A 25,260-nucleotide genomic window follows, 5' to 3' on the forward strand; every position below is an offset into this window, starting at 1 on the left:
CCACCGCGCCTCAGCCCTTACTTGCCGTATGACAAACATTAGTGCCGACCGACGGCACCACCAAACAACCTCTACCGGTGCCCTCGACCTGCGTCTTCCCCCACTCCCCCACGCCAGTCCAGGCACACCACGAGGGCGTCGTCGTCCGCGACGGGCCGGCCGCGGTGGCCCTTCAGTTCGCGCAGGATGGCCCGGGGCACCTCGGCGGCCGGGAGCAGCCGGGTCGACTGGATCGCCCGGGCCAGGGCGGTGTCGCCGTAGGCCTCCCCGCCCGGGGAGGCGACGTCGTAGACCCCGTCGCTGACGAAGACCAGCCGATCGCCGGGCTCGGCCCGGAACTCCTGGACCACGTAGTCCGTCTCCTCGAACATGCCGAGTGGCAGCTGCGCGTCGAAGGCGACCCGCTCCACGACTCCCCGGCGCAGCCGCAGCAGTTGCGGGGACCCGGCGTCGACCGCCCGGGCCCGCCCGGTGGCCAGCTCGATGTCGAGCATCAGCACGGAGAGGTAGCAGCGGCCCCGGTAGTGGGCGTACACCGCCTGGTCGGCCAGAGCCGCCTGGTCGTCGATGGCCAGGCCGGCCCGGCGCGCGTTGCGCAGGGCGTTGATCGCCAGGTTCGTCAGCAGGGAGGCCTCTATGCCCTCGCCCATGCCGTTGGTGACGTAGAGACTGAGCCGGTCGGCCGAGGCGGACCAGTCGAAGTTGTCCCCGAAGATCGCGTACGCCGGTTCCAGCTGCGCGCCCAGCTCGTACTCGCGGCGGGCGCAGGAGCGGCCCGGCAGCAGCTGCCACTGCATCTCTGCGGCCAGCGTGAGCCGGTCCCGCCGGCGTGCCTGGAGGTACACGTCGGTGTCCCGCTCGGCCACGACCACCTCGTGCCCCAGCACCTCGGCGATCTCGGCCAGTTCGGCCAGCGAGCCGTCAAAGGGCCCGCCGCCCGGCAGGGTCACCGTCAGCACGCCGAGGCGGTCGCCGCGCACGGTGACGGGCAGGTGCGCGCGGACGAGGTCACCCGGAAGGGCCTCCACGTACGGCTCCTGCGCGCCGAAGGCCCGGCCCGCCGGGCTGTTGTGCACGGACACCGGCTTCGCGGTGTGCGGCAGCTCGGACACCGGCTGCAGCACCGACAGTCCGTAGTCGGCCAGGAAAAGCTCGACGGAGTCCGCCGCGTACTGATCGGTCAGTACACGACGGACCGCGTCCAGCAGTTGATGGGGCGCCGCCGTGCGCAGGGCGCGCTCGGCGGCCACGAATCTGTTCACGATCGAGGTCACGATGGTCAGAACACCAATCCTTGGTCGGACGTCGACGGGTCTCCTGAACCGGACGTCGACGGGTTCTTCGAGCACGGGCCCGGAAGCGGACGCGGGCGGCTCCGGCACGCCTAGTACGCTGACCGTCCCGGCGCCTGCGAGAGTGTGACTGTGACTTCCCTCCGACCCCGCCCCGAGCCAGCAGAGGTCGCCCGTGTGACCTCCACGGCCGCGGAGTTGCTGGAGGTGCTGTGGGGACGGGCCTCGACCGCGCCGGCCTCGGCGTCCCAGCTGCGGGTGCTGCTCATCCTGGAGCACCACGAGGGCATCAACCTGCGCACGCTCGCCGACTCCCTGGCCTCCACGCCGCCCTCGACCAGCCGGCTGTGCGACCGGCTGCAGGCGGCCGGGTTCGTCGAGCGGGTGGTGAGCGAGGTGGACCGGCGCGAGGTGCGTCTGCGGCTCAGCGGCCGGGGCCGCGCCTTCCTGGCCGATCTGCGCGTACGCCGGGAGCAGGCGCTGCGCGCGGTGCTCGACCAGATGCCCGCGGCCAAGCGGGTCGCGCTGCTGCAGGGGCTGGAGGCGTTCTGCGACGTGGCGGCGGCCCAGATACACGACGACTCCGACGACTCCCGCTCGTCCGAACCCCGGACTGCCTGAACTGCCCGCCGCGGCGCGGGGTCGGTCTGTGCGGTTTCTCCCCCGAGCACGTTCGGCATGGCTAGGTTGTTCTCTCACACCTATAGTTGTCAAACGACAACTGTCCGCTCCACCAGCCCCCCGGCCTTTTCCTGCGCCCCACACCGTCCCGCCCTTTCCGCCCTTCCGGTCACAGCACACGTCCGGATACCCCGTCACCGCCCCGACCTGCATCGACTGTGGTCTACGTCTCGCCGGGACGCAGGCGGGGCATGAGCGGGACGAGCGGGGGTAGCGGCGCTTGAGGTGGCCTGTCGGGGGACGGGAGCGGGCCGGAACTACGAGGGAGGGCCCGTGACGGCGACCACGCGCATCAGCACGACGACGGATTCCGCCACCGACACCGGTGAGGATCTGCCGCAGATCGCCGAACCGCAGAAGCTCGCCCCGCAGGACGCGCGCGAGCTCACCGGACAGTTCCTCGACCGGCTCTCCGTACTGGAGGAGGGCACCCCCGAACACCAGTACGCGCGCAACACGCTCATCGAGATGAACATGTCGCTGGTGCGGTACGCGGCCCGCCGGTTCCGGACGAGCGGCCAGTCCATGGAGGACGTCGTCCAGGTCGGCGTCATCGGCCTGATCAAGGCCATCGACCGGTTCGAGGTCTCCCGCGAGGTGCAGTTCACCAGCTTCGCGGTGCCGTACATCATCGGCGAGATCAAGCGGTTCTTCCGTGACACGTCCTGGGCCGTGCACGTGCCGCGCCGCCTGCAGGAAGCGCGCACCGAACTCGCCAAGGCCACCGAGGAACTGGCCTCCCGTCTCGGCCGCGCGCCCGGAGTGGCCGAACTCGCGGCGCTGATGAACCTGTCCGAGGAGGAGGTCCTCGAGGCGCAGATCGCGGCGAACGGCTACTCGTCCTCCTCACTCGATGCCACGATCACCGGCGACCAGGAGGAGAGCGACACGAAGCTGTCGGCGTTCATCGGCGAGGAGGACCCGGCCCTCGAACTCGTCGAGGACTTCCACGCCCTGGCCCCCCTCGTCGCCGAACTCGACGAACGCCAGCGCCTGATCCTCCACCTGCGCTTCGTGGAGGAACTCACCCAGGCGGAGATCGGCAGCCGCCTCGGCATCTCCCAGATGCACGTCTCCCGGCTGATCTCCCGCACGGTGGCCCGGCTGCGGTCGGGGATGCTGGAGACCGGCTGACGCCGCCCCACGGGTATCTGCTCCTGTGCACGGCTATGCCCTACGGCGATAGCCGTGCACACGGGCTGAGGGCGAGCTGTTCGTGGCCCGTTCCGGCCGGTCGGCGCGGTACTGGCCGGAACGGGAGCCGGGGTGGCCGCTGGTCACCCCGGCACGTTGCGTGCGGTCACTCCGGCCACTTCGACGCCGTGGGCGTCCTCGGCGTCCTCGGTGTCCGGTGCGGGCAGGCGCAGACCCCTGGACTCCGCGACGCGCAGGGCGTCGGTCAGGCACTCGGCGAGCCGGGGGCCGGCGTAGCGGACCTCGGCGTACGGCGAGGTGGGGTCGTCCAGCAGCGGGCGGGCGAGGTCGAGCACGTCGGCGGCCGTGGCGAGCTGGGTGGCCTCCAGGCCGTCGGCGAGGCGGGAGAGGTATCCGCCACCGTTGTCATCCGTCACCAGGTAGCAGGGCTTGCCGTCGGAGGACGGCCAGGGCAGCAGACGGGGAGAGACGGAGGTCGTCCCGGGCCGGGTGCTGTGTTCCATCAGGCAGCCACCTTCCGCGCGCCGACCAGGTGCCGGTCGAGGTCGATCCCGAAGCCGGCGGCGAGGACGAGGGCGAGGCGACGCTGTTCCCGGAGGACGGCTCGGTCGTGGGCGGTGAGGCAGGGGCGCACGAGAGCGGAGTCGGCGCCGTCGAGGGCGGTGGAGAGGCCGTACGGGGAGCGGTGCACGGGGACCTCGAGCTCCGCGTTGCCACGTTGGAACGCGCCCGCTGGCCCATGCCCACGATCGGCGTCCTCGCCGGCGTCGCGGGCGCGGCCACGGGCGCACTCGCCCTCTTCGCTCGCTGATACACGACGCCCCCTGCACGGTCACCACGACCGTGCAGGGAGCATTTCGTCATGCCCGGGATCTGGCTGGAGCCTCACATGAGAACGGCCCTGTCCCACAACTCCTCCGCATGATCTCGGAAGCGGTCGAACATGCCACCGTCCCCCTGCCGGCGAAGGTGCAGAAGTGGCGAGTCGTGGCCGACCAGCCGCGCGAGATGAGGAGTCACAAGGGCGTCGTCGTCGAACCGGAAGACCGACAGGGACACATGGTTCACGGCGTCCTCCGCCGCACTGAAACGCGTCTCAAGGCCGTTCAGAGAACCGAGGCGATCCAGGTGCTCCAACGTGATCCTGATGCGCGTTGAGACTGTCAGGGCCGTGTCCTCGATGGTCTCGCGCTGTCGCGTCACCTCCCCCTCGGGATTCCCAAGGAGGAAGCGGACCCGGCACCCTGAGTCGATCTTGCGTCGAAGCGTCTCGGTGAACGCTGGAACGCTGGTGAAGAAGAAGTAGTTCGTATACCCCGCGAGGCAGATCTCCTGCTTGGCGTCCTCCACGAGATCAACCCATAGCGATGATGGCGCCGCAGAACGGTACGGATAGCTATGGACGATCTCACGGTCTGTGCCGGTCTTGATCCTGTCCTTCACCTTCTGCGGCCAGATCATTTCCTCGTCCACTCCCAGCGCGCGGGCGGCGTCCCCTCGGTTCCTGGCATGAGGCGTCAGCTCATCGTCCGCCAGCCATCGTTCCACCTGCTTCAGCGACACCCCTACCCGGTTGGCCAGCTGCCGGGTGCTCAAACCAGCGTCATCCATTGCGGAACGAAGTCTGACGTTCAAGTCAACCCCCCTGACGCGGACCTTTGGGCCTTCTCAGACCGTAGCGCTGAACGTCTCAACTGTCTCCGCACAAAAGGGGATACGTCCCTCACGGGCAGCCACGATCGGACGAAGCGCCCCGGCGACCGCGCGAACGGCCCCGGGGCTGGCCGACTGCAAGGAGTCGACGTGACGCACCGTACCGCCGCAGCACTCCAGCCGTCAGGAACCCCCGGAGCCCTACTCGAAGTGCCCGCCGACGTGGTAGCCGCCCTTCTACTGCCGGCCGCCGCGGACGCGACCGAGGCCCAACTACGCGGCGCCCGCTGCGTCTGGTGCGAGGACGGTCCCCTGAACGCCGAGACGGCCATCGACCTCGGCTAGCAGAAGTCACCGGCAGGCAGCTGGTTCCCCCGCGCCTGCCAGCGCTGCGCAGCCGCATGGGCACACCGCGGCCTCTTCGAGCACGCCCCGATGTGCGAGCAGTGCACGGACAACGCGAGCCGCTGCGAAGTCGGGCTGACCCTCTACCGGCTCATCAGGCAGGGGCCGCGCCCGTAACCCTCAAACTCCCCGCCCGGCCGGTGAATCCCGCGAAGAACCCCGGCCCGGGCGGGGCCATCCCCAACCACAACCAGCGAAGGAGATCCCGTGACCATACCTCCGGGCCCCATGGACCCGCCCGAGAACCCGGCCGTGCCCGCCCTCGCGCGCATGCTCATCACCGACGAGCAGTTCGCCAGTGCCCGCGGCACCCTCATGGACGCCAACCCGGACATGGACGAGATGCTGGCCGGCCGCATCGTCGACGAGGGCCTCAAGTTCGTGGCGCCTGCGCGAAGGACCCCGGCGTCGGGCTCGCTCCGTCGCGCATCGTGGACGAGGGCTGGCACGCCCTCATCCTGCACACCGCGATGTACGCCGAGCTGTGCGAGTCCCTGGGCAGCTTCGTGCACCACTTCCCGGGCTACGACCCCACCAACTACGATCCGCCGATCCTGGACCGGACCCGCGAGAAGATCGCGGAGCTGGGATGGGAGGCGGATGCGGAGCTGTGGGGGCCGCCGTCCGACGAGACGCTGACGTCGGTGGCGGCCAAGTGCCAGCACGCCCCGGACTGCACGATCGTCGTCACACCGAAGCCGAAGAAGCCCGGGGTGGCATAGCCTGCCCGTGAAGGGAGGCACCGTGTCCGAATGGATCGACCCGCGCTACGCGGAGATGGTGGCGGCGTGGAAGGGCGCGCAGCAGCCCGCATCGCGTGACCCGAAGGAGCAGCGGCCTGTCCGGGGATTCGTGACCCCGCCCAAGCCCTGACCCGCCCAGCTCAAACTGCGGCCCCGGCCAGCGTCCCCTCGACGCCGCCGGGCCCGCTTCACGTCTTGATCGTCTGCACTTCGGGCGAGCATCGGGCGAGCTAACGATCTCTGAGGTCCAAAAAAGCCGTGAGCCCCAGTCCAAATGCACTCTGGACTGGGGCTCTTCTGTAGGCCCTGTGGGACTCGAACCCACAACCAATGGATTAAAAGTCCACTGCTCTGCCAATTGAGCTAAGGGCCCAAGGCGATGTTGCCCCCACGAGCATAGCCGGACGACGCCGAGTCTCCGATCGGGTATCGGATCCCGGCCGTGCCGGAGGGGCGAACAGGGCCGGAACGGCGGAGCGCCGCGGCCCACCCGAGGGGGGTCACGGCGCTCGTCACGCGTGTGTGTCAGCCGTTGCGCTTCCAGCGCGGCTTGTCCTCGCGGCGCTGGAAGGAGCCGCCGCCGCGGTGGTCGTCACGACGGCCGTGGGGACGGTCGTGGCCGCCGGAGCGGAAGCCCGGACGGTCGTCCCGGCGGTCCCGGTTGAAGGGACGGTCACTGCCACGGTGCCCGCCGCGCTCGTCCCGGCGGAAACCGCCGCGGTCACGGTCGCGGTTGACCCCGCCGCGGTCGTCACGACGCTCGAACGAACGGCCGCCACGGTCGTCACGACGCTCGAAGGGACGGTCGTCACGGCGCTCGAAGGAACGGCCGCCACGGTCGTCACGACGGAAGCCGCCGCGCTCACCCCGGTCGCCCCGGTCCGCCCGGTCGTCCCGGCGGAAACCGCCGCGGTCACGGTCGAAGGAACGGCCGCCACGGTCCCGGTCGCGGTCACGGTCCCGGTTGAACCCGCCACGGTCGTCACGACGCTCGAACGAACGCCCGCCACGGTCGTCACGACGCTCGAAGGAACGACCACCACGGTCACCGCCCCGGTCACCACGGTCGTCACGACGGAAGCCGCCGCGATCGTCGCGCCGCTCCCGGCGCTCGTACGGAGCAGAGGACTCGGGGCGCTCCTCGCGCTCGACGTCCTTCGCGGTCGGCTGCTCGGGCACCGACACCTCGACGGCGGCCACGACGTCCCCGGCCTCGCCGGCCACCACGGCCGCAGGCTCCTCGCCCCGCTCACGGGCGACCCGCGCGAGCAGCCGGTCGGACTCCTCACGCAGCTCGTTCGCCCGCCGCTGCGCCCGCTCCAGCTCCTTGGTGAGCTGGGCGACCTCACGCTCGGCCTGCTGCGCCGCGTTGCCCACGGACTCGGCCTGCACCTCGGTCATCGACCGGGCACCGGTGATCTCGGCGACCTCCGGGTCGAAGGCGCCGGCACCCTGGATGATGTGACGCGTGGCGTCGACGCCCGCGTCCTCCATCAGCCGGAAGATCTGACGCCGCTGGTGCGGCAGGGACAGGGACACGACCGTGCCCGTGCGGCCCGCACGCGCCGTACGGCCCGCCCGGTGCAGGTAGTCCTTGTGGTCGCCGGCCGGGTCCACGTTCAGCACGAGGTCGATGCCGTCGACGTGGATGCCGCGGGCGGCGACGTCGGTCGCGACGAGGGCGTTGACGTACCCCTTCTTGAAGTCCTCCAGCACGCGGGTACGCGCGCCCTGTGTCATACCGCCGTGCAGCGCGTCGGCCTTCACACCGGAGTCGCACAGCTGCTCGGCGATACGGTCGGCGCCCAGCTGGGTGCGGACGAAGATGATCGTGCGGCCCTTGCGGGAGGCGATCGCGGCGGTGACCGGCGCCTTGTCCTTGGGCTTCACGATGAGGATGTGGTGCGACATGGTCGTGACGTTGCCCTGGGCGCTGTCGACCTCGTGCGTGACCGGGTCGGTCAGGTAGCGCTTGACCAGCGTGGAGATCTCGTTCTCCATCGTGGCCGAGAAGAGCATGCGCTGGCCGCCCGCCGGGACCTGGTCGAGCAGCTCGGTGACCTCGGGCAGGAAGCCCAGGTCGGACATCTGGTCGGCCTCGTCGAGAACGGCGATCCGCACGTTCTCCAGCGAGCAGGCGCCGCGGTTGATGATGTCGCGCAGCCGGCCCGGGGTGGCGACCAGGACGTCGACGCCACGCTCCAGGGCGTAGATCTGGTTGCCCATCGACGTACCGCCGCAGACGACCTTCATCTTCAGGCCGAGGACGTCGCCGTAGGGCTGCAGCGCGTCGGCGACCTGCATGGCGAGCTCACGCGTGGGGGTCAGGATGACGGCACGCGGCTTGTGCTTCTCGGTCCGGCCGCCGGCCAGCGTGGCCAGGGCGGGCAGACCGAACGACAGGGTCTTGCCGGAGCCGGTGCGGCCCCGGCCGAGGATGTCCTTGCCGAGCAGGGCGTCCGGAATGGTCGCGGCCTGGATCGGGAAGGGGGTGGTCACGCCGTTCTGCGCGAGCTTGCGCACGACGCCCTCGGGCAGGCCGAGGTCCGCGAAGGTGACCTCGGGGGCGTCCTCGACTGCCTCGTTCTCGGGCAGGACGACGTGATCAGTACTGGCGATGGACATGCGAATGGGAAACCTTCCGGAGTCTCAAGTCGGCACGCGCCCGTCAACTCCGTGATTCGCGATTCGCAATACGACCGCCTCAATGCGGTCCACCACGGCAAGGGAGAGTACGCGCCACACGGCGCGCTCTGCGGTGGCGCCGGGCAAGATGGGATCAAACGATCTACCACCATACGCACCCCGGCCCCCGTAAGGCAAACCGGACTGGTACGGCACCCCCTACAAGGCACACCGGCCACGTTTTGTTCCCGCTCCCACGGCGCTCGCCACGGCAACACCGCGCGGCGGCTCCGCGCCACCCGCACCACCCCCGGCCACCTGCCAGGTCCCGTCCACCTGGCTACGCCGGTACCCCGGCCTCCGGCGCCGGCTCCCGCTGCTCCAACTGCGTCCCCGGCGGCTCGTGCGCCGACGACGACGGCTCCGCCGTCGGCTCCGGGGACTCCGTCGGCTCGGGCGGCGTCGGCGTGGGCTCCGGCTCCGCCGTCCGGGTGGGAGCGGGCGGAGCCGGCGGCTTCGGCGTGGGCCGGGCCGGATTCCCCGGCTTGTCCCGCACCGGTGCCGACACGCCGGCGTCGGCGGCCGGCGACGGCTCGGGCGACGCCGACTCCCCTGGCCCGCCGTCCTCGCCCTCGTCGTCCTTGCCGCCCTTGCCGCCCTTGTCGCCCTTGTTGCCCTTGCCGCCCTTCTTGCCCTTGCCGCGCCCCCGCTCACCGTCGGCCGACGCCGTACCGAGCCCCGAACCGCCGCCCGTCCCCGCCGAACCGCCGTCCGGCGCCTCACCGGCCCGCTGCCCGGCGGAGTGCGACGGCTTGACGCTCCCGCCCGCGTCGTCGTCCCCGACACTCATACAGCCGGCGGCAGCGGCGACGGCCACGGCCGTGGCGGCCAGACGGACGGGTACGTACAAGGGGCGCACGGGGCCACCTCCGGGAGGGGTGATGGAGTCAACACCTCCAACTCCCGCCGCCCACAAGAGGACACGCGCCCCGTATTCACAACCCGCTCAGCCGTAACCCAGGGCGTGAAGGCGCTCGTCGTCGATGCCGAAATGGTGTGCGATCTCATGCACCACGGTGATCTCCGCCTCGGCGACGACGTCCTCCCGCGACTCGCACATCCGCAGCGTCGGGTTCCGGTAGATCGTGATCCGGTCCGGCAGGACACCGGCGTACCACTCACCCCGCTCGGTCAGCGGAGTCCCCTCGTACAGCCCGAGCAGCTCGGGATCGTCCGCCGGCGGTTCGTCCTCGACGAACACCGCGACGTTGTCCATCAGTCGCGTCAGCTCCGGCGGGATCCGGTCGAGCGCCTCGGCCACCAGTTCCTCGAACTCCTCGCGTGTCATCTCCAGCACAGGCCCATTGTCAGCCACGACTCCTCAGTACGAGAGCCTTCCGGCGCCGCATATCCGGCCCCCGGCTTGGGCATACGGGACCAATGGTCCGCGTCCCCGCCTCTGTCCGGAGTGTCCTGAACCCGATCCGATCCGCCCCGCGAGCCCTGGCCCGCCACTACCGCTCCCGCCAGGCACCCACCACCATCGAACTCGTACCGCAACCGCACCCATGGACCCGGGCGGTGGGACTCGTGGCCGTCGTCCTCGTCGGCGCCTGGCTCGGCCTGCTGGTCGTGGGCAACGTACGGGTCCCGGTGGGCCCCATGAACACCACCATGACGCTCCGCCCGTCCTTCACCGGCGGCACGAAGATCAACGTCTCGCCCCTGGGCGACCTGCAGATGGACAGCCACATCGCCCCGGTCCGCCTGGACGTGAACGTCGACCAGCTCGACCCGGTCCGCTCCCAGGCCCTGGTCGACCACCCCGAGCGCCTCTCCGGCCTCCAGGAGGAGGTCACCGCGGACGTCGGCCGCGGCACCCTCGACCTGGCCGTGCGCTCCGGTGTCGCCGTCGTCGCGGGCGCCACCGCCCTCGGCCTCGCGGTCTACCGCCGCCCCCGCCGCGCCCTGGCCGCCGGCGGCCTCGCCCTCACCCTGCTCGCCGCCTCGGGCGGCACGGCGTACGCCACCTGGCGCCCCGACTCGGTCCTGGAACCCAGGTTCTCCGGCCTGCTCATCTCCGCCCCCTCCCTGGTCGGCAACGCGCGCAGCATCGTCACGGAATTCGACGTCTACCAGAAGGAACTGGCCCGCCTCGTCACCAACGTGACCAAGCTCTACGACGCCACCTCGACCCTCCCCGCCTACGCCCCCGACCCCTCCACCATCCGGGTCCTGCACGTCTCCGACATCCACCTCAACCCGGCGAGCTGGAAGATCATCGCCTCGCTCGTGGAGCAGTACAAGGTCGATGTGATCGTCGACTCGGGCGACACGATGGACCACGGCACGGCCGCCGAGAACGGCTTCCTGGACCCCATCGAGGACCTCGGGGCCCCCTACGTCTGGGTCCGCGGCAACCACGACTCGATGATCACCCAGCGCTACCTGAAGGGCCTGAAGAACGTCCACGTCCTGGACGACGGCCGGGCGAAGACTGTCAACGGCCTCCGCTTCGCCGGCATCGGCGACCCGCAGTTCACCCCGGACCGCTCCAAGCAGTCCGGCGCCGAGCAGTCCCAGGAACTGGCCGGCGCCCGCCTGGCCACGGCCCTGCGCGACCAGCGCAGGGCCGGCACCCCGGTGGACATCGCCATCGCCCACCAGCCGGCGGCGGCCCGCGAGGTCGACGGCGAGGTGCCCCTGGTGCTGGCCGGCCACGTCCACCACGACGAGATGGAAGTCCTGAAGTACGGCACCCGGCTCCGCATCGAAGGCTCCACGGGCGGCAGCGGCCTGCGCGCCATCGAGGGCAAACACCCGGACCCCATCGAGGCGTCGATCCTCTACTTCGACCGGGACACCCGCCATCTCCAGGCCTGGGACGAGATCGAACTGGGCGGCCTCGGCCTCACGACAGCCGAGGTCAGCCGCCACCTCCCGAAGGAGAACCAGCCGGGCGCGACCCCGTCCCCCGGAACGTCCCCCAGCACGACCCCCGGTACCTCCCCCAGCGCCTCCCCCGGCACCCCGTCGGAAGGCACTCCGTCCGCGTCCCCCTAAACCGTTTTGGCGATCCCTCCCGCCATCCCATATGCTTCTCACGTCCCCGACGCGCTGAGAAGCGCCCAGGCGGGCCGATAGCCCTCATCGTCTAGCGGCCTAGGACGCCGCCCTTTCAAGGCGGTAGCACGGGTTCGAATCCCGTTGGGGGCACGCACCACCCTGTGCGACACTGTCGTACGAAGCTTGGTCCTGTGGAGCAGTTTGGAGTGCTCGCCACCCTGTCAAGGTGGAGGCCGCGGGTTCAAATCCCGTCAGGACCGCTGAGGTTTCACGTGAAACCTCGTGGCTGGGTAGCTCAGTTGGTACGAGCGTCCGCCTGAAAAGCGGAAGGTCGCCGGTTCGACCCCGGCCCCAGCCACAACAGAAACCCCCGTCGAGCCTCGACGGGGGTTTCGCCTTGTCTCCCTCCCCGGAAGGGGCGCCGCCCGTCCGGACCGTCGGAGACAAAAGCGTTAGCCACGAATTTCCCGGGGATGAGATCCTGGATCCCGTATGTCTACGCACCCCGCCCCCGCCCTCGGCGCCCTCGCCCCCCGCCTGACCGAGCTGTCGCTGCGCGACGCGCACCGGCTCGGGCGCAGGCTCGAAGGTGCGCGCAAGATCCGTAAGCCGGAGGCGCGGGCCGCCGTGCTCGCCGAGATCGAGGCGGAGATCGCCAAGGGCGAGGAGCGGATGGCCGGGCGGCGCGCCCGCACACCGGACATCACGTATCCCGAGCAGCTGCCGGTCAGCCAGAAGAAGGACGACATCGCGGCGGCGATCCGGGACCACCAGGTCGTGATCGTCGCCGGCGAGACCGGCTCCGGCAAGACGACGCAGATCCCCAAGATCTGCATGGAGCTCGGCCGTGGCGTACGCGGCATGATCGGGCACACCCAGCCGCGCAGGATCGCCGCCCGCACGGTCGCCGAGCGCGTCGCGGAGGAGCTGGACACCCCGCTCGGCGAGACCGTCGGCTGGAAGGTCCGTTTCACCGACCAGGTCGACCCGGGCTCCACCTTCGTCAAGCTCATGACGGACGGCATCCTGCTCGCCGAGATCCAGACCGACCGCGAGCTGCGCGCCTACGACACGATCATCATCGACGAGGCCCACGAGCGGTCGCTCAACATCGACTTCCTGCTGGGCTACCTCGCCCAGCTGCTGCCGAAGCGCCCCGACCTCAAGGTCGTCATCACCTCGGCCACCATCGACCCCGAGCGCTTCTCCCGGCACTTCGGTGACGCCCCGATCATCGAGGTCAGCGGCCGTACGTACCCCGTGGAGGTGCGCTACCGGCCGCTCCTCGAAGAAGACGGCGACGACGCCGACCGGGACCAGATCACCGCGATCACCGACGCCGTGGAGGAGCTCCAGAAGGAGGGCAAGGGCGACATCCTCGTCTTCCTCTCCGGCGAGCGGGAGATCCGGGACACGGCCGACGCCCTCACCAAGAAGAACTACCGCTTCACCGAGATCCTGCCCCTCTACGCCCGGCTGTCGCACGCCGAACAGCACCGCGTCTTCCAGCCGCACACCGGCCGCAGGATCGTTCTGGCCACGAACGTCGCCGAGACGTCCCTGACCGTCCCCGGCATCAAGTACGTCATCGATCCCGGCTTCGCCCGGATCTCCCGCTACAGCCACCGCACGAAGGTCCAGCGCCTCCCGATCGAGGCGGTCTCGCAGGCCAGCGCCAACCAGCGCAAGGGCCGCTGCGGCCGTACCTCGGACGGCATCTGCATCCGCCTGTACAGCGAGGACGACTTCGACGCCCGCCCGGAGTTCACCGACGCGGAGATCCTCCGGACGAACCTCGCCTCCGTCATCCTGCAGATGACCGCGGCGGGTCTCGGCGACATCGAGAAGTTCCCCTTCATCGACCCGCCGGACCACCGCAACATCCGCGACGGGGTGCAACTCCTGCAGGAGCTGGGTGCCCTCGACCCGGCCCAGAAGGACCCGCGCAAGCGGCTCACGGACACCGGCCGCAAGCTCGCCCAGCTGCCCGTCGACCCGCGGCTGGCCCGGATGGTCCTGGAGGCGGACAGGAACGGCTGCGTGCGCGAGGTCATGGTCATAGCCGCCGCGCTGTCCATCCAGGATCCGCGCGAACGCCCCGCCGACAAGCAGGCCCAGGCCGACCAGCAGCATGCCCGCTTCAAGGACGAGACCAGCGACTTCCTGGCCTACCTCAACCTCTGGCGCTATGTCCGCGAGGAGCAGAAGGAGCGGGGCTCGTCCTCCTTCCGCCGGATGTGCAAGCAGGAGTACCTCAACTTCCTTCGCATCCGCGAATGGCAGGACATCTACACGCAGTTGCGCACGGTCGCGAAGCAGATGGGCATCCACCTCAACGAGGACGACGCCCCGGCCGACCGCATCCACGTCTCCCTCCTCGCGGGCCTGCTCTCCCACATCGGCATGAAGGACGTGAAGGACACCGGCGGGGAGAGCGGGAGAAGCAGCGGGAAGAACGAGTATCTGGGCGCCCGCAACGCCAAGTTCGCGATCTTCCCCGGCTCGGCCCTCTTCAAGAAGCCCCCGCGCTTCGTGATGTCCGCCGAACTCGTCGAGACGTCCCGCCTGTGGGCCCGCGTCAACGCCAGGATCGAGCCAGAGTGGGTCGAACCCCTCGCCGCCCACCTTCTCAAGCGCACGTACAGCGAGCCGCACTGGGAGAAGGACCAGGCCGCGGTGATGGCGTACGAGAAGGTCACGCTGTACGGCGTGCCGATCGTGGCGCAGCGGAAGGTCAACTACGGGCGGATCGACCCGGAGGCCAGCCGCGAGCTGTTCATCCGGAACGCGCTCGTCGAGGGCGACTGGCGTACCCACCACAAGTTCTTCTCGGACAACCGCCGGCTCCTCACCGAGGTCGAGGAGCTGGAGCACCGCGCCCGGCGCCGGGACATCCTGGTCGACGACGAGACGCTGTTCGACTTCTACGACCAGCGGATCCCCGAACACGTCGTCTCGGGCGCGCACTTCGACTCCTGGTGGAAGCACAAACGGCACGAGCAGCCCGACTTCCTCGACTTCGAGCGTGAGATGCTCATCAACGAGAAGGCGGGCGAGGTCAGCAAGGCCGACTATCCGGACTCCTGGCGTCAGGGGAACCTGAAGTTCCGTGTGACGTACCAGTTCGAGCCGGGCGCGGACGCCGACGGCGTGACCGTCCACATCCCGCTGCAGGTCCTCAACCAGGTCACGGACGAGGGTTTCGACTGGCAGATCCCGGGCCTGCGCGAGGAGCTCGTCACGGAGCTCATCCGCTCCCTGCCCAAGCCGATCCGCCGCAACTACGTTCCCGCGCCGAACTACGCGAAGGCGTTCCTGGACAAGGCCGTCCCCCTTCAGGAGCCCCTCACGACAACCATGGCCCGTGAGCTGCGCCTCATGGTGGGTGTTCCCTTCGAGGCGGACGACTTCGACGAGGCCAGGGTCCCCGACCACCTCAAGATCACGTTCCGGATCGTCGACGAGCGCCGCCGCAAGCTGGCCGAGGACAAGGATCTGGAGGCGCTGAAGCTCCAGCTGAAGCCGAAGGCGCGGAAGGCCCTCTCGCAGGCTGCGGCGGCGACGGCCGAACGGCAGGGCGGTGAGGCCCTCGAGCGCAAGGGCCTCACCGACTGGACGATCGGGACGCTCACGCGTGTCTTCGAGACCCGGCGGGCCGGCCAGCCGGTGAAGGCGTACCCGGCGCTGGTCGACGACGGCGACACGGTCTCCGTGCGCCTCTTCGACACGGAGGCCGAGCAGCAGCAGGCCATGTGGAAGGGCACGCGCCGCCTGATCCTGCGCAACATTCCGGTGAACCCGGCGAAATTCGCGAGCGATCGTCTGACGAACGCGCAGAAGCTGGCGCTGTCGGCGAATCCGCACGGCTCCGTCCAGGCGCTGTTCGACGACTGCGCGATGGCCGCCGCCGACAAGCTGATCGCGGACTTCGGCGGGCCGGCGTGGGACGAGGAGTCGTACCGGAAGCTGTACGACAAGGTGCGTGCCGAGATCGTCGACACCACGGTCCGTACGGTGGGCCAGGTGCAGCAGGTCCTCGCCGCCTGGCAGGCCTGTGAGCGCCGTCTGAAGGCCGTACGCAGCCCCGCGCTGCTGCCGAACCTCCAGGACGTACGCAAGCAGCTGGACGGCCTCGTGAAGCCGGGCTTCGTGACGCAGGCGGGGGTGCGCCGGATGCCTGACCTGATGCGCTACCTGGTCGCGGCCGACCGGCGTCTGCAGCAGATGCCGGCCAACGTCCAGCGCGACACCACGCGTATGGAGAAGGTCCACGAGATGCAGGACGAGTACGCCTGGCTGCTGGAGCAGATGCCGCAGGGCCGGCCGCTGCCGTCACCGGCCCTGGGCATCCGGTGGATGATCGAGGAGCTCCGGGTCAGCTACTTCGCCCACGCGCTGGGCACGGCGTACCCCGTCTCCGACAAGCGGATCGTGAAGGCGATCGACGCGGCGGTGCCGTGACGACGTGTGCACCCAGGGTGAGTTCGACCAGGGGCTCCCCCTCCTGTACAGTCTCTTCTCGCAGCGCAACGCACGAATGGCGCCGCGAAACCTGGTCCTGTGGAGCAGTTTGGAGTGCTCGCCACCCTGTCAAGGTGGAGGCCGCGGGTTCAAATCCCGTCAGGACCGCAGCAGAATGAAGGGCCCGCATCCCGCAAGGGACGCGGGTCCTTTTTCATGTCCGGTAATCACGTCCGGTTTCGTGTCCGGTTTCGTGTCCGGTTTCATGTTCCATTCAGGTTCGGCGGCCACCGCATGCCCGCTCGGCCCACCGCGAGCGCTCCGCGCTCCCCCACGCCGTCTTGACGGCCCCACATCCGGCCGGTACCTCAGAATCAGGGCCGCTCACCGTACGGCCCCTGGGAGGTGGCGTATGGCGGCATCGGCTAGGCACGAGACGCGGGCCCTGCTCCGCGCGCACCTGGCGGCCGCGTCGTCGTACCGGCATCTCACCCGGCACTGCCCGATATGCCATCACCTGCTGCGGCTGGCGATGGAGTCCGCTCCACGCGCCGGCCGGACCCCGGCTCCGGCTCCGGCTCCGGCTCCGGCCCAGGAGGGCGAGAGCCCGGCGTCGGCATGATCCACCGCCGGCCCCAACGCCCTTCCTGGCGTGGGATGGTGGAGCCGCATGTTCCACTACCGCAACCGCGCCGGGGCTAACAAGCCGCTTGGTATGTGACGGGTGTCACCGCATGAATCTTGGACAGTGCGGTACTTAAAGCCCGCCTACAGCAGGTCAATTTAATATGTGCAATTGCACCCCACTCAGGGGCCCGCACACAGCGGATCCGACACCCCTCCCCAGACTCCGACAAGGCCGCTCACAGGCAGGCCGCCGGCCGGGCGCGCGGCGCACAAAAAGATCGCGCTGGACCCGGCGGAGTCCAGCGCGATCGACGACGCACCCTGTTATATGCCTGGAAAGCTCTGACTGGCTTGGGCGTGGGGCCTGTTGGGGCAGGAACCCGCGTCGCTTGGAGCTGTGGTCCCGGATGTCACGGCCAGTGGGGGACGGGCCGTTCTGCCCGGTTATTCAGTTGTTCAGGCCTCGCTGCGCTGCTGCGGAATGCCCGCGAGCAGTGCGCGGACCTCAGCCTCGCGGTAGCGCCGATGCCCGCCGAGCGTGCGGATCGACGTGAGCTTGCCGGCCTTCGCCCACCGCGTGACCGTCTTGGGGTCGACGCGGAACATGGTGGCGACCTCAGCCGGGGTCAGCAGCGGCTCGGCATCAGGGGTGCGAGCGGTCATGAGCGGCCTCCTCGGGAGAACCGAACCTTCTCGGTTCTTTCCTCTAAATTCTGCACCTTGACCCGCGTTGCCCGAAATGGCGGACGCGAGTCGAGTCGGTTATAGGACGAACGGCTTGTCCTCGGCACTACAACTACACCATCTGTCCAGCCGCGTCGGCCAAACCGATGGAATTGCCCCTCCAGGTGTTCATCAGCGACGGAAGCCGATGGACCATGCCATAGCGGACAGTCACACCGCTGTGACGATCAGTCACAGGGTGATCAGGAAGTCATCAGACCCCCCAAAGCGTGCAATGCTGAGATTCCGCCCATAGTGCAGCACTAGGGACGGAAGGAGTCCTCCCCGGACTCCTTGTCCTATTTTGGCATGAGGGGGGGCAAGGGGCGCAAGGGCCACGTACGTGTACTCCGTCACGCTTGGCCTACTTGAGAGGTCTGCCCGGATCGGGTTCTACGTCCCTTGTTGACGAAGCCTCAGGAAACGCACAGTCCGCTTCAGGAACTCAGTGCGAGGACGAAACCCCAAATCGGGCGGTTCGTCAAACGTCAGTTCGTGACCGATCGCGAGCGGTCCGTACGCACCTCAAGGTCAGGGGTCAGTTCGCGGACCGCAGATCCCGCACGGAACGCCAGCGCTCCACGAGCCGGGCATAGGCCTCCCCGGCAGCCGTGCCGTCGCCCCGGCGCAGCGCGGCGATGCCCTCGGCCACGTCCGCCGCCGAGTGGTCGTCCTCCAGCGCCCCGGCCGGTACGGCGTGCACCAGGCCGCCGTAGTCCAGCTCGACCAGCGAGCGAGGGTGGAACTCCTCCAGCCAGCGGCCGACGTCGAGCAGGCCGTCGATCAGCGGCCCCTCGTCCATGGCCTCCTTCAGAGCCCGCAGGCCCCGGGCCACGCGCCGCCGGGCCTGGACCATGGGGGTGCGGTAGCGCAGCACGGGCGTGCTGTCGGCCGCGGCGCCCTTGTCGTACTCGCGCTCCTCGTCGGAGACCAGCACGAACCAGTTGATCGGCACCTGCCAGGTCGCCGTACGGATCCACGGCCGGGCGTCCGGGTGGTCCGCCAGCCAGCGCTCGTAGTCCTGGGCCGCCTGGCGCCGCAGGACGGGCGGCAGGACCGCGTCCAGGACCGGGGGCGGGAGCTCCTCGGAGAGCTCGTCCAGGGCCTGCCAGCCGCGCAGCCGGGTGCGCCAGGGACAGACGCAGACGACGCCGTCGACGTCGAGCACGAAGGCGTCCCCGCTCTCGTGCACCGGCACCGGGACCGGCGGGGTGGGCGCCAAGTCCGCCAGGGCCCGGCGGAGTTCGTCCTGGTAGGAGGGGCGGTCCGTACGGCGTGCGTAACGGTCCCAGTGGCTGCGCTCCGGCTCGGGGAAGGCGGCCAGCGGTTCGTACACGCGCAGATAGGCCGCGTAGGGGACGATCACCGAGGTCACCTTGGGCACGCCTGCTCCCTCCCCCGCTCACCGCCGTGAAAACCTGCGGAACCCACTCACGATCGCGCGGGAAATCTATGCAAATCGTCGCACGGGTGTACTCCGGACGGAGGTGATCCTGAGCACGGTGCGGCCGGCGGAGCCGCCAGGCTCTAATCTCATGCTCAACAGCCCCGCCTTCCTCCCCCACAGCCAAAAGCGCGGGGGGACCCCCACGGGCGCTGGTCTCCACCCGCCGCAACTTACTCAGGAGTCACCACAGTGACCGACGTAACCGGCGCACCTGCTGATGTACTGCACACCCTGTTCCACTCGGACCAGGGGGGACATGAGCAAGTCGTGCTCTGCCAGGACCGCGCGAGCGGCCTCAAGGCCGTCATCGCCCTCCACTCCACCGCCCTGGGCCCCGCGCTCGGCGGCACGCGCTTCTACCCGTACGCGAACGAGGCCGCGGCCGTCGCCGACGCGCTGAACCTCGCCCGGGGGATGTCGTACAAGAACGCCATGGCCGGTCTCGACCACGGTGGCGGCAAGGCCGTGATCATCGGCGACCCGGAGCGGATCAAGAGCGAGGAGCTGCTGCTCGCCTACGGCCGCTTCGTGGCCTCCCTCGGCGGCCGGTACGTCACCGCCTGCGACGTCGGCACGTACGTCGCCGACATGGACGTCGTGGCCCGCGAGTGCCGCTGGACGACCGGCCGCTCGCCGGAGAACGGCGGCGCCGGCGACTCCTCCGTCCTCACCGCCTACGGCGTCTACCAGGGCATGCGGGCCTCCGCGCAGCACCTGTGGGGCGACCCCTCGCTGCGCGGGAAGCGCGTCGGCGTCGCCGGCGTCGGCAAGGTCGGCCACCACCTCGTGGAGCACCTCGTGAAGGAGGGCGCCGAGGTCGTCGTCACGGACGTGCGTGAGGAGGCCGTGGGGCGGATCCTCGCGGCGCACCCGGCGGCCGTGACGGCCGTCGCGGACACCGCGACCCTGATCCGCGTCGAGGGCCTCGACCTCTACGCCCCGTGCGCGCTCGGCGGGGCCATGAACGACGACACGGTGCCCGCGCTCACCGCCAGGGTGGTCTGCGGCGCCGCCAACAACCAGCTCGCGCACCCGGGTGTGGAGAAGGACCTCGCCGACCGAGGGATCCTCTACGCGCCGGACTACGTGGTGAACGCCGGCGGGGTCATCCAGGTCGCCGACGAACTGCACGGCTTCGACTTCGAGCGGTGCAAGGCGAAGGCGTCGAAGATCTTCGACACCACGCTGACCATATTCGCACGTGCGAAGGAAGACGGTATTCCGCCGGCTGCCGCGGCCGACCGGATCGCCGAGCAGCGGATGCACGACGCGGCCATGGCGCGCCGGGCGGGCTGACCCCCGGCCGATCGCACGTGCCTCGTACGTTTGGCCGGTACCCGCCGGTGGGCAGTTAGAGAGAACTCTCACTTCTCCCGGCGGGTCGACCGTCGAGAAGTGGTTAAAATCGCGGTTGACCAGCGAGGACAGGGCGCCTCGAAGGTCCTGGGCGCGGGCACGTCATGCGGGCGACGTACCGTATGGGCGCGGGCTCAGGTACCGTGGAAGCCCTACGGACCGGTCTCTCCGCGGAGAGTCCGTGCCGGACCATGAACGCGTGTCAAGACTCTGGGGCCGTCGAGCCCCGTCGTTGAGGGGGTCGAGCCATGGGGCGCGGCCGGGCCAAGGCCAAGCAGACGAAGGTCGCCCGCCAGCTGAAGTACAACAGCGGTGGGACTGACCTCTCACGCCTGGCCGAGGAGCTGGGTGCATCGCCTTCGAATCCGCAGCCGCCTAACGGCGAGCCGTTCGAGGACGATGATCAGGACGACGACCTGTACGCACGGTACGCCGACCTCTATGAGGACGACGACGACGAGGACGGCCAGTCTTCGCAGCATCGTCGCGGCGCTTGACCCTGCACTGAGCACTCGCCCGGTCGGTGACTTCGGTCACCGACCGGGTTCTGTGCTGCGCGCAGGGTTTCGGCCCCCGTGTCTCAGCTCGCGTAGTCACCGATCAGGGCGGCACCGGTGGTGTGCTCGCCCCGGTCCGTGATCTCGCCTGCCACCCAGGCGTCCACGCCACGGTCGGCGAGGGTCACCAGGGCCACATCGGCCGACTCCTGGGGGACGACGGCGATCATGCCGACGCCCATGTTCAGGGTCTTCTCGAGCTCCAGGCGCTCGACGCTGCCCGTGCGGCCCACGAGGTCGAAGACCGGGCCCGGGGCCCAGGTGGAGCGGTCGACGATCGCGTGCAGCTCGTCGGGGACGACCCGGGCGAGGTTGGCCGCGAGTCCGCCGCCGGTGACGTGGCTGAAGGCGTGCACCTCGGTGGTGCGCATCAGGGCCAGGCAGTCCAGCGAGTAGATCTTCGTCGGCTCCAGCAGCTCCTCGCCGAGGGTGCGGCCGAGCTCCTCGATGTGCGCGTCGAGCGGGAGGCCGGCCTGGTCCAGCAGGACGTGCCGGACGAGGGAGTACCCGTTCGAGTGAAGACCGGAGGACGCCATGGCGATCACCGCGTCACCCGTACGGATACGCTCCGCGCCGAGCAGCCGGTCGGCTTCCACCACGCCCGTACCGGCGCCGGCGACGTCGAAGTCGTCCTCGCCCAGCAGGCCCGGGTGCTCGGCCGTCTCGCCGCCGACCAGGGCGCAGCCGGCCAGGACGCAGCCCTCGGCGATGCCCTTGACGATGGCGGCGACGCGCTCGGGGTGGACCTTGCCGACGCAGATGTAGTCGGTCATGAACAGCGGCTCGGCGCCGCACACCACGATGTCGTCCATGACCATGGCGACCAGGTCGTGGCCGATCGTGTCGTAGATCCCGAGCCGGCGGGCGAGGTCGACCTTGGTACCGACTCCGTCCGTGGCGGAGGCGAGCAGGGGGCGCTCGTAGTTCTTCAGGGCGGAGGCGTCGAAGAGGCCGGCGAAACCGCCGAGGCCACCGAGGACCTCGGGGCGCTGGGCCTTCTTCACCCACTCCTTCATCAGTTCGACGGCGCGGTCGCCGGCTTCGATGTCGACGCCCGCGGCTGCGTAGCTGGCGCCGCCCTCGGCAATGGCTTTCTCGGACATGGCTAAGAGAACCTTCGTGTCGTACGGCGGGTGTGACGGACCGCTACGGGCGGCGGATCGCGTCGGTGGCGGCCGTGGCGGCCGGGCCGGCGGCCAGCTCCGTCTCCAGCAGCTGCTTTCCGAGCAGCTCGGGGTCGGGGAGGTCCATCGGGTACTCGCCGTCGAAACAGGCACGGCACAGATTCGGCTTGGCGATGGTGGTCGCCTCGATCATGCCGTCGATGGAGATGTAGGCCAGGGAGTCGGCGCCCAGGGAGGTGCCGATCTCGTCGATCGTCATACCGTTGGCGATGAGCTCGGCGCGGGTGGCGAAGTCGATGCCGAAGAAGCAGGGCCACTTCACGGGCGGCGAGGAGATCCGGATGTGGACCTCGGCCGCGCCCGCTTCGCGGAGCATGCGGACCAGGGCCCGCTGGGTGTTGCCGCGCACGATCGAGTCGTCGACGACGACCAGGCGCTTGCCCTTGATGACTTCCTTCAGCGGGTTCAGCTTCAGGCGGATGCCCAGCTGGCGGATGGTCTGCGAGGGCTGGATGAACGTACGTCCGACGTAGGCGTTCTTGACCAGGCCCGCGCCGAAGGGGATGCCGGAGGCCTCCGCGTAGCCGATGGCGGCGGGGGTGCCGGACTCCGGGGTCGCTATGACCAGGTCGGCCTCGACCGGGGCTTCCTTCGCGAGCTTGCGGCCCATCTCCACGCGGGAGAGGTACACGTTCCGGCCGGCGATGTCGGTGTCCGGGCGGGCCAGGTACACGTACTCGAAGACGCACCCCTTGGGCTTCGCTTCCGCGAATCGGGAGGTGCGCAGGCCGTTCTCGTCGATGGCGACGAACTCGCCCGGCTCGATCTCGCGGACGTAGGCGGCGCCGCAGATGTCGAGGGCGGCGGACTCGGAGGCGACGACCCAGCCGCGCTCCAGCCGGCCGAGGACCAGCGGGCGGATGCCCTGCGGGTCGCGGGCCGCGTACAGGGTGTGCTCGTCCATGAAGACCAGGGAGAAGGCGCCCTTGACCTGCGGGAGGACGCTGTGGGCGGCCTCCTCGATGGTCAGCGGCTTGCCGTCCTCGTCCGTCTGGGCCGCGAGGAGCGCGGTGAGCAGGTCGGTGTCGTTGGTCGCCGCGACGCGCGGGGTGCGGCCGCCCTCCTGCTTGGGCAGGTCGGCGACCATCTCGGCGAGCTGGGCGGTGTTGACGAGGTTGCCGTTGTGGCCGAGCGCGATGGATCCGTGCCCGGTGGCGCGGAACGTCGGCTGGGCGTTCTCCCACACGGAGGCGCCGGTGGTCGAGTAGCGGGCGTGTCCGACCGCGATGTGACCCTGGAGCGAACCGAGAGAGGTCTCGTCGAAGACCTGGGAGACCAGGCCCATGTCCTTGAAGACGAGGATCTGGGAGCCGTTGCTGACCGCGATTCCCGCGGATTCCTGGCCTCGATGCTGGAGGGCGTAGAGCCCGAAGTACGTGAGCTTGGCGACCTCTTCGCCCGGAGCCCAGACACCGAAGACGCCGCAAGCGTCCTGGGGGCCCTTCTCACCGGGGAGCAGGTCGTGGTTGAGTCGTCCGTCACCACGTGGCACGCCACCGAGTGTAGGCGAGGTCGTCCACTGGTCCGAATTGGGGATACCGGACTTTCCGGTGGATCACCGCTCGGCGACAGCGCGCACATGCGTGCCGTTTTCGCTGGTCAGCGTCAGAGTTTGGTGATCGACACGGTACTTCGGCTTCCCGTCGAAAAGCCGCAGCAGGGTCTTCTCGGCGGCCATGAGTGAGTCTTCGCACATCATTCGGGTCGTCGCCGGCTGGCCGAGGGTGATATAGCCGTCGTTGACGGTGGCCTCGGCCTTGACCTTGTTGCAGCCGAGGCTGCCGGAGACGGTGCCCTTCTTCGCGTCGAAGGTGAGGTGGGCGCGGCCGTCGGTCTCCGGGGTCGTGACGGTCCACTGGGTGCCGGTCAGTGGGGCCTCCTCGGCCTTGGTCAGGCGGACGGTGTCACCCCGGCCGGTGGTGAGGCTGAGGCGGTCGTCGTCGACCTTCGCCTTCAGCTCCTGGTCGGACAGCGCGCGGGCGAGGGTCTCCTCGAACTCCATGGGCTTGTTCTCGCAGGCCATCTCGGTGGACATGGTCCGGCTGAGCCGGACGCGGTCGCCGTCGACGGTGGCCTCGGCGCTGAACGTGTTGCAGCCGAAGCTGCCCTCGGCCCGGCCCTGGTCGATGGTCACGTGAGCGCCGGCCGGGGCCTTGTGCTTCTCGCCGTCCGCGGTGACGCTGTCCACGCTCCACCGCACACCGGTGACCGGCCTCTCGGCACCGACCGAGCCGCTGCCGCTGTCCGCCTTCTCACTGCCACAGGCCACCATGAGCGGGACGAGCAGGGCGGCGGACGTCAGGGTCATGCGCTGCTTTTGCCTGTCCATGCCACTTCGACGGGGGACCCGGGGGAATCGGTTCCCCTTATTTCATCAGGGGCAGGTAGACCGACAGATCCGCCCGCTCCCCACTGGCGCTGACCTTGGCGTCCTCGAGCGCCTGCGCCCAGGCCAGCCGCCCGGTCGCCAGCCGGATCCAGGTCAGCGGGTCCGTCTCGACGACGTTGGGTGGGGTGCCCCGGGTGTGCCTCGGCCCCTCCACGCACTGCACGACCGCGTACGGCGGCACCCTCACCTCCGTCGAGCCGCCGGGCGCCTTCGCGGCGAGCGCGTCGGCCAGCAGCCGGGTGCAGGCGGCCAGAGCCTGACGGTCGTAGGGGATGTCCAGGCCGGGGACGGCGGCGTTGAGGTCGTCGGTGTGGACGACGAGTTCGACGGTGCGGGTGACCAGGTAGTCGGCCAGCGGCAGGGCGCCGGCGCTGGTGGGGAGCAGGCGGGTGCCGGGGTGTGCGGCGAGGTCGGCGGTGAAGCGCTCCTCGGCGGCGGCCAGGTGGGCGGCTGGGTTCGGGTGGCGCTCGGCCAGGTCACGGGCGTACGCGGCGATGTCCGGCGCGTCGGCCGCGATCGCGGCGGGCCAGTCGAGCAGCGTGCCGTCCTGCCGCGCCGGCTCCGGCAGGCAGGCCAGGCAGGAGACCGCCCCGAGCGCTGTCCCGCAGTGCGCCAGCAGGTCCCGGACCGTCCAGTCGCCCAGCCGGGTGGGCAGGTCGAGCTGGCCGGGGGTGAGACCGGCGGCGGCGGCCCGTACGTTCCCGAACTGGGCGAGCACGGCCGCGCGAATCTTGGCGGGGTCGTAACTGCGGGTGCGCTTCCTGGCCGGGGGCATGAGGGCAAGCCTAGGGGGCTTCTGATGGATCTCCGTGGAAGAAGGAGCGGCGTTCGGTGCGTGCTCTCGGCGTGCCGGGCGGAAGGCCTTGTAGCGGAGCTACCAGGCCTTTTGTCCGGTG

23 protein-coding genes and 5 tRNA genes are annotated in these 25,260 nt (G+C 69.9%); 15 read left to right on the forward strand and 13 right to left on the reverse strand.

Going from position 1 to position 25,260, the window contains the following annotated elements; translation table 11 throughout:
* Nucleotides 1–71: 71 nt before the first annotated feature.
* Nucleotides 72–1,262, reverse strand: coding sequence for a PP2C family protein-serine/threonine phosphatase (locus ACZ5TL_RS00115; protein WP_468586058.1), 1,191 nt, complete (start codon nt 1,260–1,262; stop codon nt 72–74).
* Nucleotides 1,263–1,418: 156 nt separating this feature from the next.
* On the opposite strand from ACZ5TL_RS00115, the gene ACZ5TL_RS00120 reads away from it, so the two are divergent.
* Both ACZ5TL_RS00120 and ACZ5TL_RS00125 read left to right on the forward strand, forming a co-directional pair.
* A complete protein-coding gene (locus ACZ5TL_RS00120) occupies nt 1,419–1,913 on the forward strand; it encodes a MarR family transcriptional regulator (protein ID WP_468586060.1) in 495 nt (164 codons plus the stop codon).
* 333 nt (nt 1,914–2,246) lie between these two features.
* On the forward strand, nt 2,247–3,107 hold the full coding sequence (locus tag ACZ5TL_RS00125; RefSeq protein ID WP_468586062.1) for an RNA polymerase sigma factor SigF: 861 nt from the start codon (nt 2,247–2,249) through the stop codon (nt 3,105–3,107).
* A gap of 143 nt (nt 3,108–3,250) precedes the next feature.
* Here ACZ5TL_RS00125 and ACZ5TL_RS00130 read toward each other — a convergent pair whose 3' ends face one another.
* Nucleotides 3,251–3,631: a hypothetical protein gene (locus ACZ5TL_RS00130; RefSeq protein ID WP_468586064.1), complete on the reverse strand. Its 381-nt coding sequence runs from the start codon at nt 3,629–3,631 to the stop codon at nt 3,251–3,253.
* Between the two features lie 29 nt (nt 3,632–3,660).
* On the opposite strand from ACZ5TL_RS00130, the gene ACZ5TL_RS00135 reads away from it, so the two are divergent.
* Complete coding sequence (locus ACZ5TL_RS00135) at nt 3,661–3,939, forward strand: hypothetical protein (RefSeq protein ID WP_468586066.1); 279 nt, start codon at nt 3,661–3,663, stop codon at nt 3,937–3,939.
* A gap of 74 nt (nt 3,940–4,013) precedes the next feature.
* On the opposite strand, the gene ACZ5TL_RS00140 is transcribed toward ACZ5TL_RS00135, so the two are convergent.
* Nucleotides 4,014–4,589, reverse strand: coding sequence for an XRE family transcriptional regulator (locus ACZ5TL_RS00140; RefSeq protein ID WP_468587040.1), 576 nt, complete (start codon nt 4,587–4,589; stop codon nt 4,014–4,016).
* Nucleotides 4,590–4,931: 342 nt separating this feature from the next.
* Between ACZ5TL_RS00140 and ACZ5TL_RS00145 the strand changes: the two genes are divergently transcribed.
* The 3 genes from ACZ5TL_RS00145 (at nt 4,932) to ACZ5TL_RS00155 (ending at nt 6,059) form a co-directional block, all read left to right on the forward strand.
* Nucleotides 4,932–5,126: a hypothetical protein gene (locus tag ACZ5TL_RS00145; protein ID WP_468586068.1), complete on the forward strand. Its 195-nt coding sequence runs from the start codon at nt 4,932–4,934 to the stop codon at nt 5,124–5,126.
* Nucleotides 5,127–5,617: 491 nt separating this feature from the next.
* Entirely contained in the window at nt 5,618–5,908 is a 291-nt protein-coding gene (locus ACZ5TL_RS00150) for a glycine-rich domain-containing protein (RefSeq protein ID WP_468586070.1), read from the forward strand.
* Nucleotides 5,909–5,930: 22 nt separating this feature from the next.
* Entirely contained in the window at nt 5,931–6,059 is a 129-nt protein-coding gene (locus ACZ5TL_RS00155; protein WP_468586071.1) for a hypothetical protein, read from the forward strand.
* A 170-nt stretch (nt 6,060–6,229) separates the two neighbouring features.
* On the opposite strand, the gene ACZ5TL_RS00160 is transcribed toward ACZ5TL_RS00155, so the two are convergent.
* The 4 genes from ACZ5TL_RS00160 to ACZ5TL_RS00175 all read right to left on the reverse strand — a co-directional run bounded on the left by ACZ5TL_RS00160 (nt 6,230) and on the right by ACZ5TL_RS00175 (nt 9,911).
* Nucleotides 6,230–6,302: transfer RNA gene (locus ACZ5TL_RS00160), tRNA-Lys, on the reverse strand.
* A 152-nt stretch (nt 6,303–6,454) separates the two neighbouring features.
* A complete protein-coding gene (locus tag ACZ5TL_RS00165; RefSeq protein WP_468586073.1) occupies nt 6,455–8,554 on the reverse strand; it encodes a DEAD/DEAH box helicase in 2,100 nt (699 codons plus the stop codon).
* A gap of 340 nt (nt 8,555–8,894) precedes the next feature.
* The gene (locus ACZ5TL_RS00170; RefSeq protein ID WP_468586075.1) at nt 8,895–9,473 is read right to left on the reverse strand and encodes a hypothetical protein; all 579 of its coding nucleotides are present in this window, start codon (nt 9,471–9,473) and stop codon (nt 8,895–8,897) included.
* Between the two features lie 87 nt (nt 9,474–9,560).
* Complete coding sequence (locus ACZ5TL_RS00175) at nt 9,561–9,911, reverse strand: metallopeptidase family protein (protein ID WP_468586077.1); 351 nt, start codon at nt 9,909–9,911, stop codon at nt 9,561–9,563.
* A gap of 83 nt (nt 9,912–9,994) precedes the next feature.
* On the opposite strand from ACZ5TL_RS00175, the gene ACZ5TL_RS00180 reads away from it, so the two are divergent.
* From ACZ5TL_RS00180 to ACZ5TL_RS00210, 7 genes are all read left to right on the forward strand, one after another.
* The gene (locus ACZ5TL_RS00180; protein ID WP_468586079.1) at nt 9,995–11,617 is read left to right on the forward strand and encodes a metallophosphoesterase family protein; all 1,623 of its coding nucleotides are present in this window, start codon (nt 9,995–9,997) and stop codon (nt 11,615–11,617) included.
* 80 nt (nt 11,618–11,697) lie between these two features.
* Nucleotides 11,698–11,770: transfer RNA gene (locus ACZ5TL_RS00185), tRNA-Glu, on the forward strand.
* A 35-nt stretch (nt 11,771–11,805) separates the two neighbouring features.
* A tRNA-Asp gene (locus ACZ5TL_RS00190) sits at nt 11,806–11,880 on the forward strand.
* A 24-nt stretch (nt 11,881–11,904) separates the two neighbouring features.
* Nucleotides 11,905–11,978 (forward strand) — tRNA-Phe (locus ACZ5TL_RS00195).
* 134 nt (nt 11,979–12,112) lie between these two features.
* Nucleotides 12,113–16,081, forward strand: a complete 3,969-nt coding sequence (gene hrpA / locus ACZ5TL_RS00200) for an ATP-dependent RNA helicase HrpA (protein WP_468586081.1) — start codon at nt 12,113–12,115, stop codon at nt 16,079–16,081.
* Nucleotides 16,082–16,174: 93 nt separating this feature from the next.
* Nucleotides 16,175–16,249: transfer RNA gene (locus ACZ5TL_RS00205), tRNA-Asp, on the forward strand.
* Nucleotides 16,250–16,493: 244 nt separating this feature from the next.
* Nucleotides 16,494–16,703: a DUF6274 family protein gene (locus ACZ5TL_RS00210; RefSeq protein WP_468586083.1), complete on the forward strand. Its 210-nt coding sequence runs from the start codon at nt 16,494–16,496 to the stop codon at nt 16,701–16,703.
* A 461-nt stretch (nt 16,704–17,164) separates the two neighbouring features.
* Here ACZ5TL_RS00210 and bldC read toward each other — a convergent pair whose 3' ends face one another.
* Together bldC and ACZ5TL_RS00220 are read right to left on the reverse strand one after the other, a co-directional pair.
* Entirely contained in the window at nt 17,165–17,371 is a 207-nt protein-coding gene (gene bldC, locus ACZ5TL_RS00215) for a developmental transcriptional regulator BldC (protein WP_003949541.1), read from the reverse strand.
* A 598-nt stretch (nt 17,372–17,969) separates the two neighbouring features.
* The gene (locus ACZ5TL_RS00220) at nt 17,970–18,815 is read right to left on the reverse strand and encodes a DUF8083 family protein (RefSeq protein WP_468586085.1); all 846 of its coding nucleotides are present in this window, start codon (nt 18,813–18,815) and stop codon (nt 17,970–17,972) included.
* Nucleotides 18,816–19,067: 252 nt separating this feature from the next.
* On the opposite strand from ACZ5TL_RS00220, the gene ACZ5TL_RS00225 reads away from it, so the two are divergent.
* Together ACZ5TL_RS00225 and ACZ5TL_RS00230 are read left to right on the forward strand one after the other, a co-directional pair.
* A complete protein-coding gene (locus tag ACZ5TL_RS00225; protein ID WP_468586087.1) occupies nt 19,068–20,174 on the forward strand; it encodes a Leu/Phe/Val dehydrogenase in 1,107 nt (368 codons plus the stop codon).
* A 308-nt stretch (nt 20,175–20,482) separates the two neighbouring features.
* The gene (locus ACZ5TL_RS00230; protein WP_283974199.1) at nt 20,483–20,731 is read left to right on the forward strand and encodes a DUF3073 domain-containing protein; all 249 of its coding nucleotides are present in this window, start codon (nt 20,483–20,485) and stop codon (nt 20,729–20,731) included.
* An 83-nt stretch (nt 20,732–20,814) separates the two neighbouring features.
* On the opposite strand, the gene purM is transcribed toward ACZ5TL_RS00230, so the two are convergent.
* The 4 genes from purM to ACZ5TL_RS00250 all read right to left on the reverse strand — a co-directional run bounded on the left by purM (nt 20,815) and on the right by ACZ5TL_RS00250 (nt 25,139).
* On the reverse strand, nt 20,815–21,894 hold the full coding sequence (purM, locus tag ACZ5TL_RS00235; protein ID WP_468586089.1) for a phosphoribosylformylglycinamidine cyclo-ligase: 1,080 nt from the start codon (nt 21,892–21,894) through the stop codon (nt 20,815–20,817).
* 43 nt (nt 21,895–21,937) lie between these two features.
* Complete coding sequence (gene purF, locus ACZ5TL_RS00240) at nt 21,938–23,467, reverse strand: amidophosphoribosyltransferase (protein WP_468586091.1); 1,530 nt, start codon at nt 23,465–23,467, stop codon at nt 21,938–21,940.
* Nucleotides 23,468–23,530: 63 nt separating this feature from the next.
* Complete coding sequence (locus ACZ5TL_RS00245; protein WP_468586093.1) at nt 23,531–24,304, reverse strand: META domain-containing protein; 774 nt, start codon at nt 24,302–24,304, stop codon at nt 23,531–23,533.
* A gap of 37 nt (nt 24,305–24,341) precedes the next feature.
* Entirely contained in the window at nt 24,342–25,139 is a 798-nt protein-coding gene (locus ACZ5TL_RS00250) for a maleylpyruvate isomerase family mycothiol-dependent enzyme (RefSeq protein WP_468586095.1), read from the reverse strand.
* Nucleotides 25,140–25,260 lie beyond the last annotated feature (121 nt).

The organism is Streptomyces sp. NPDC033136, assembly GCF_055578235.1.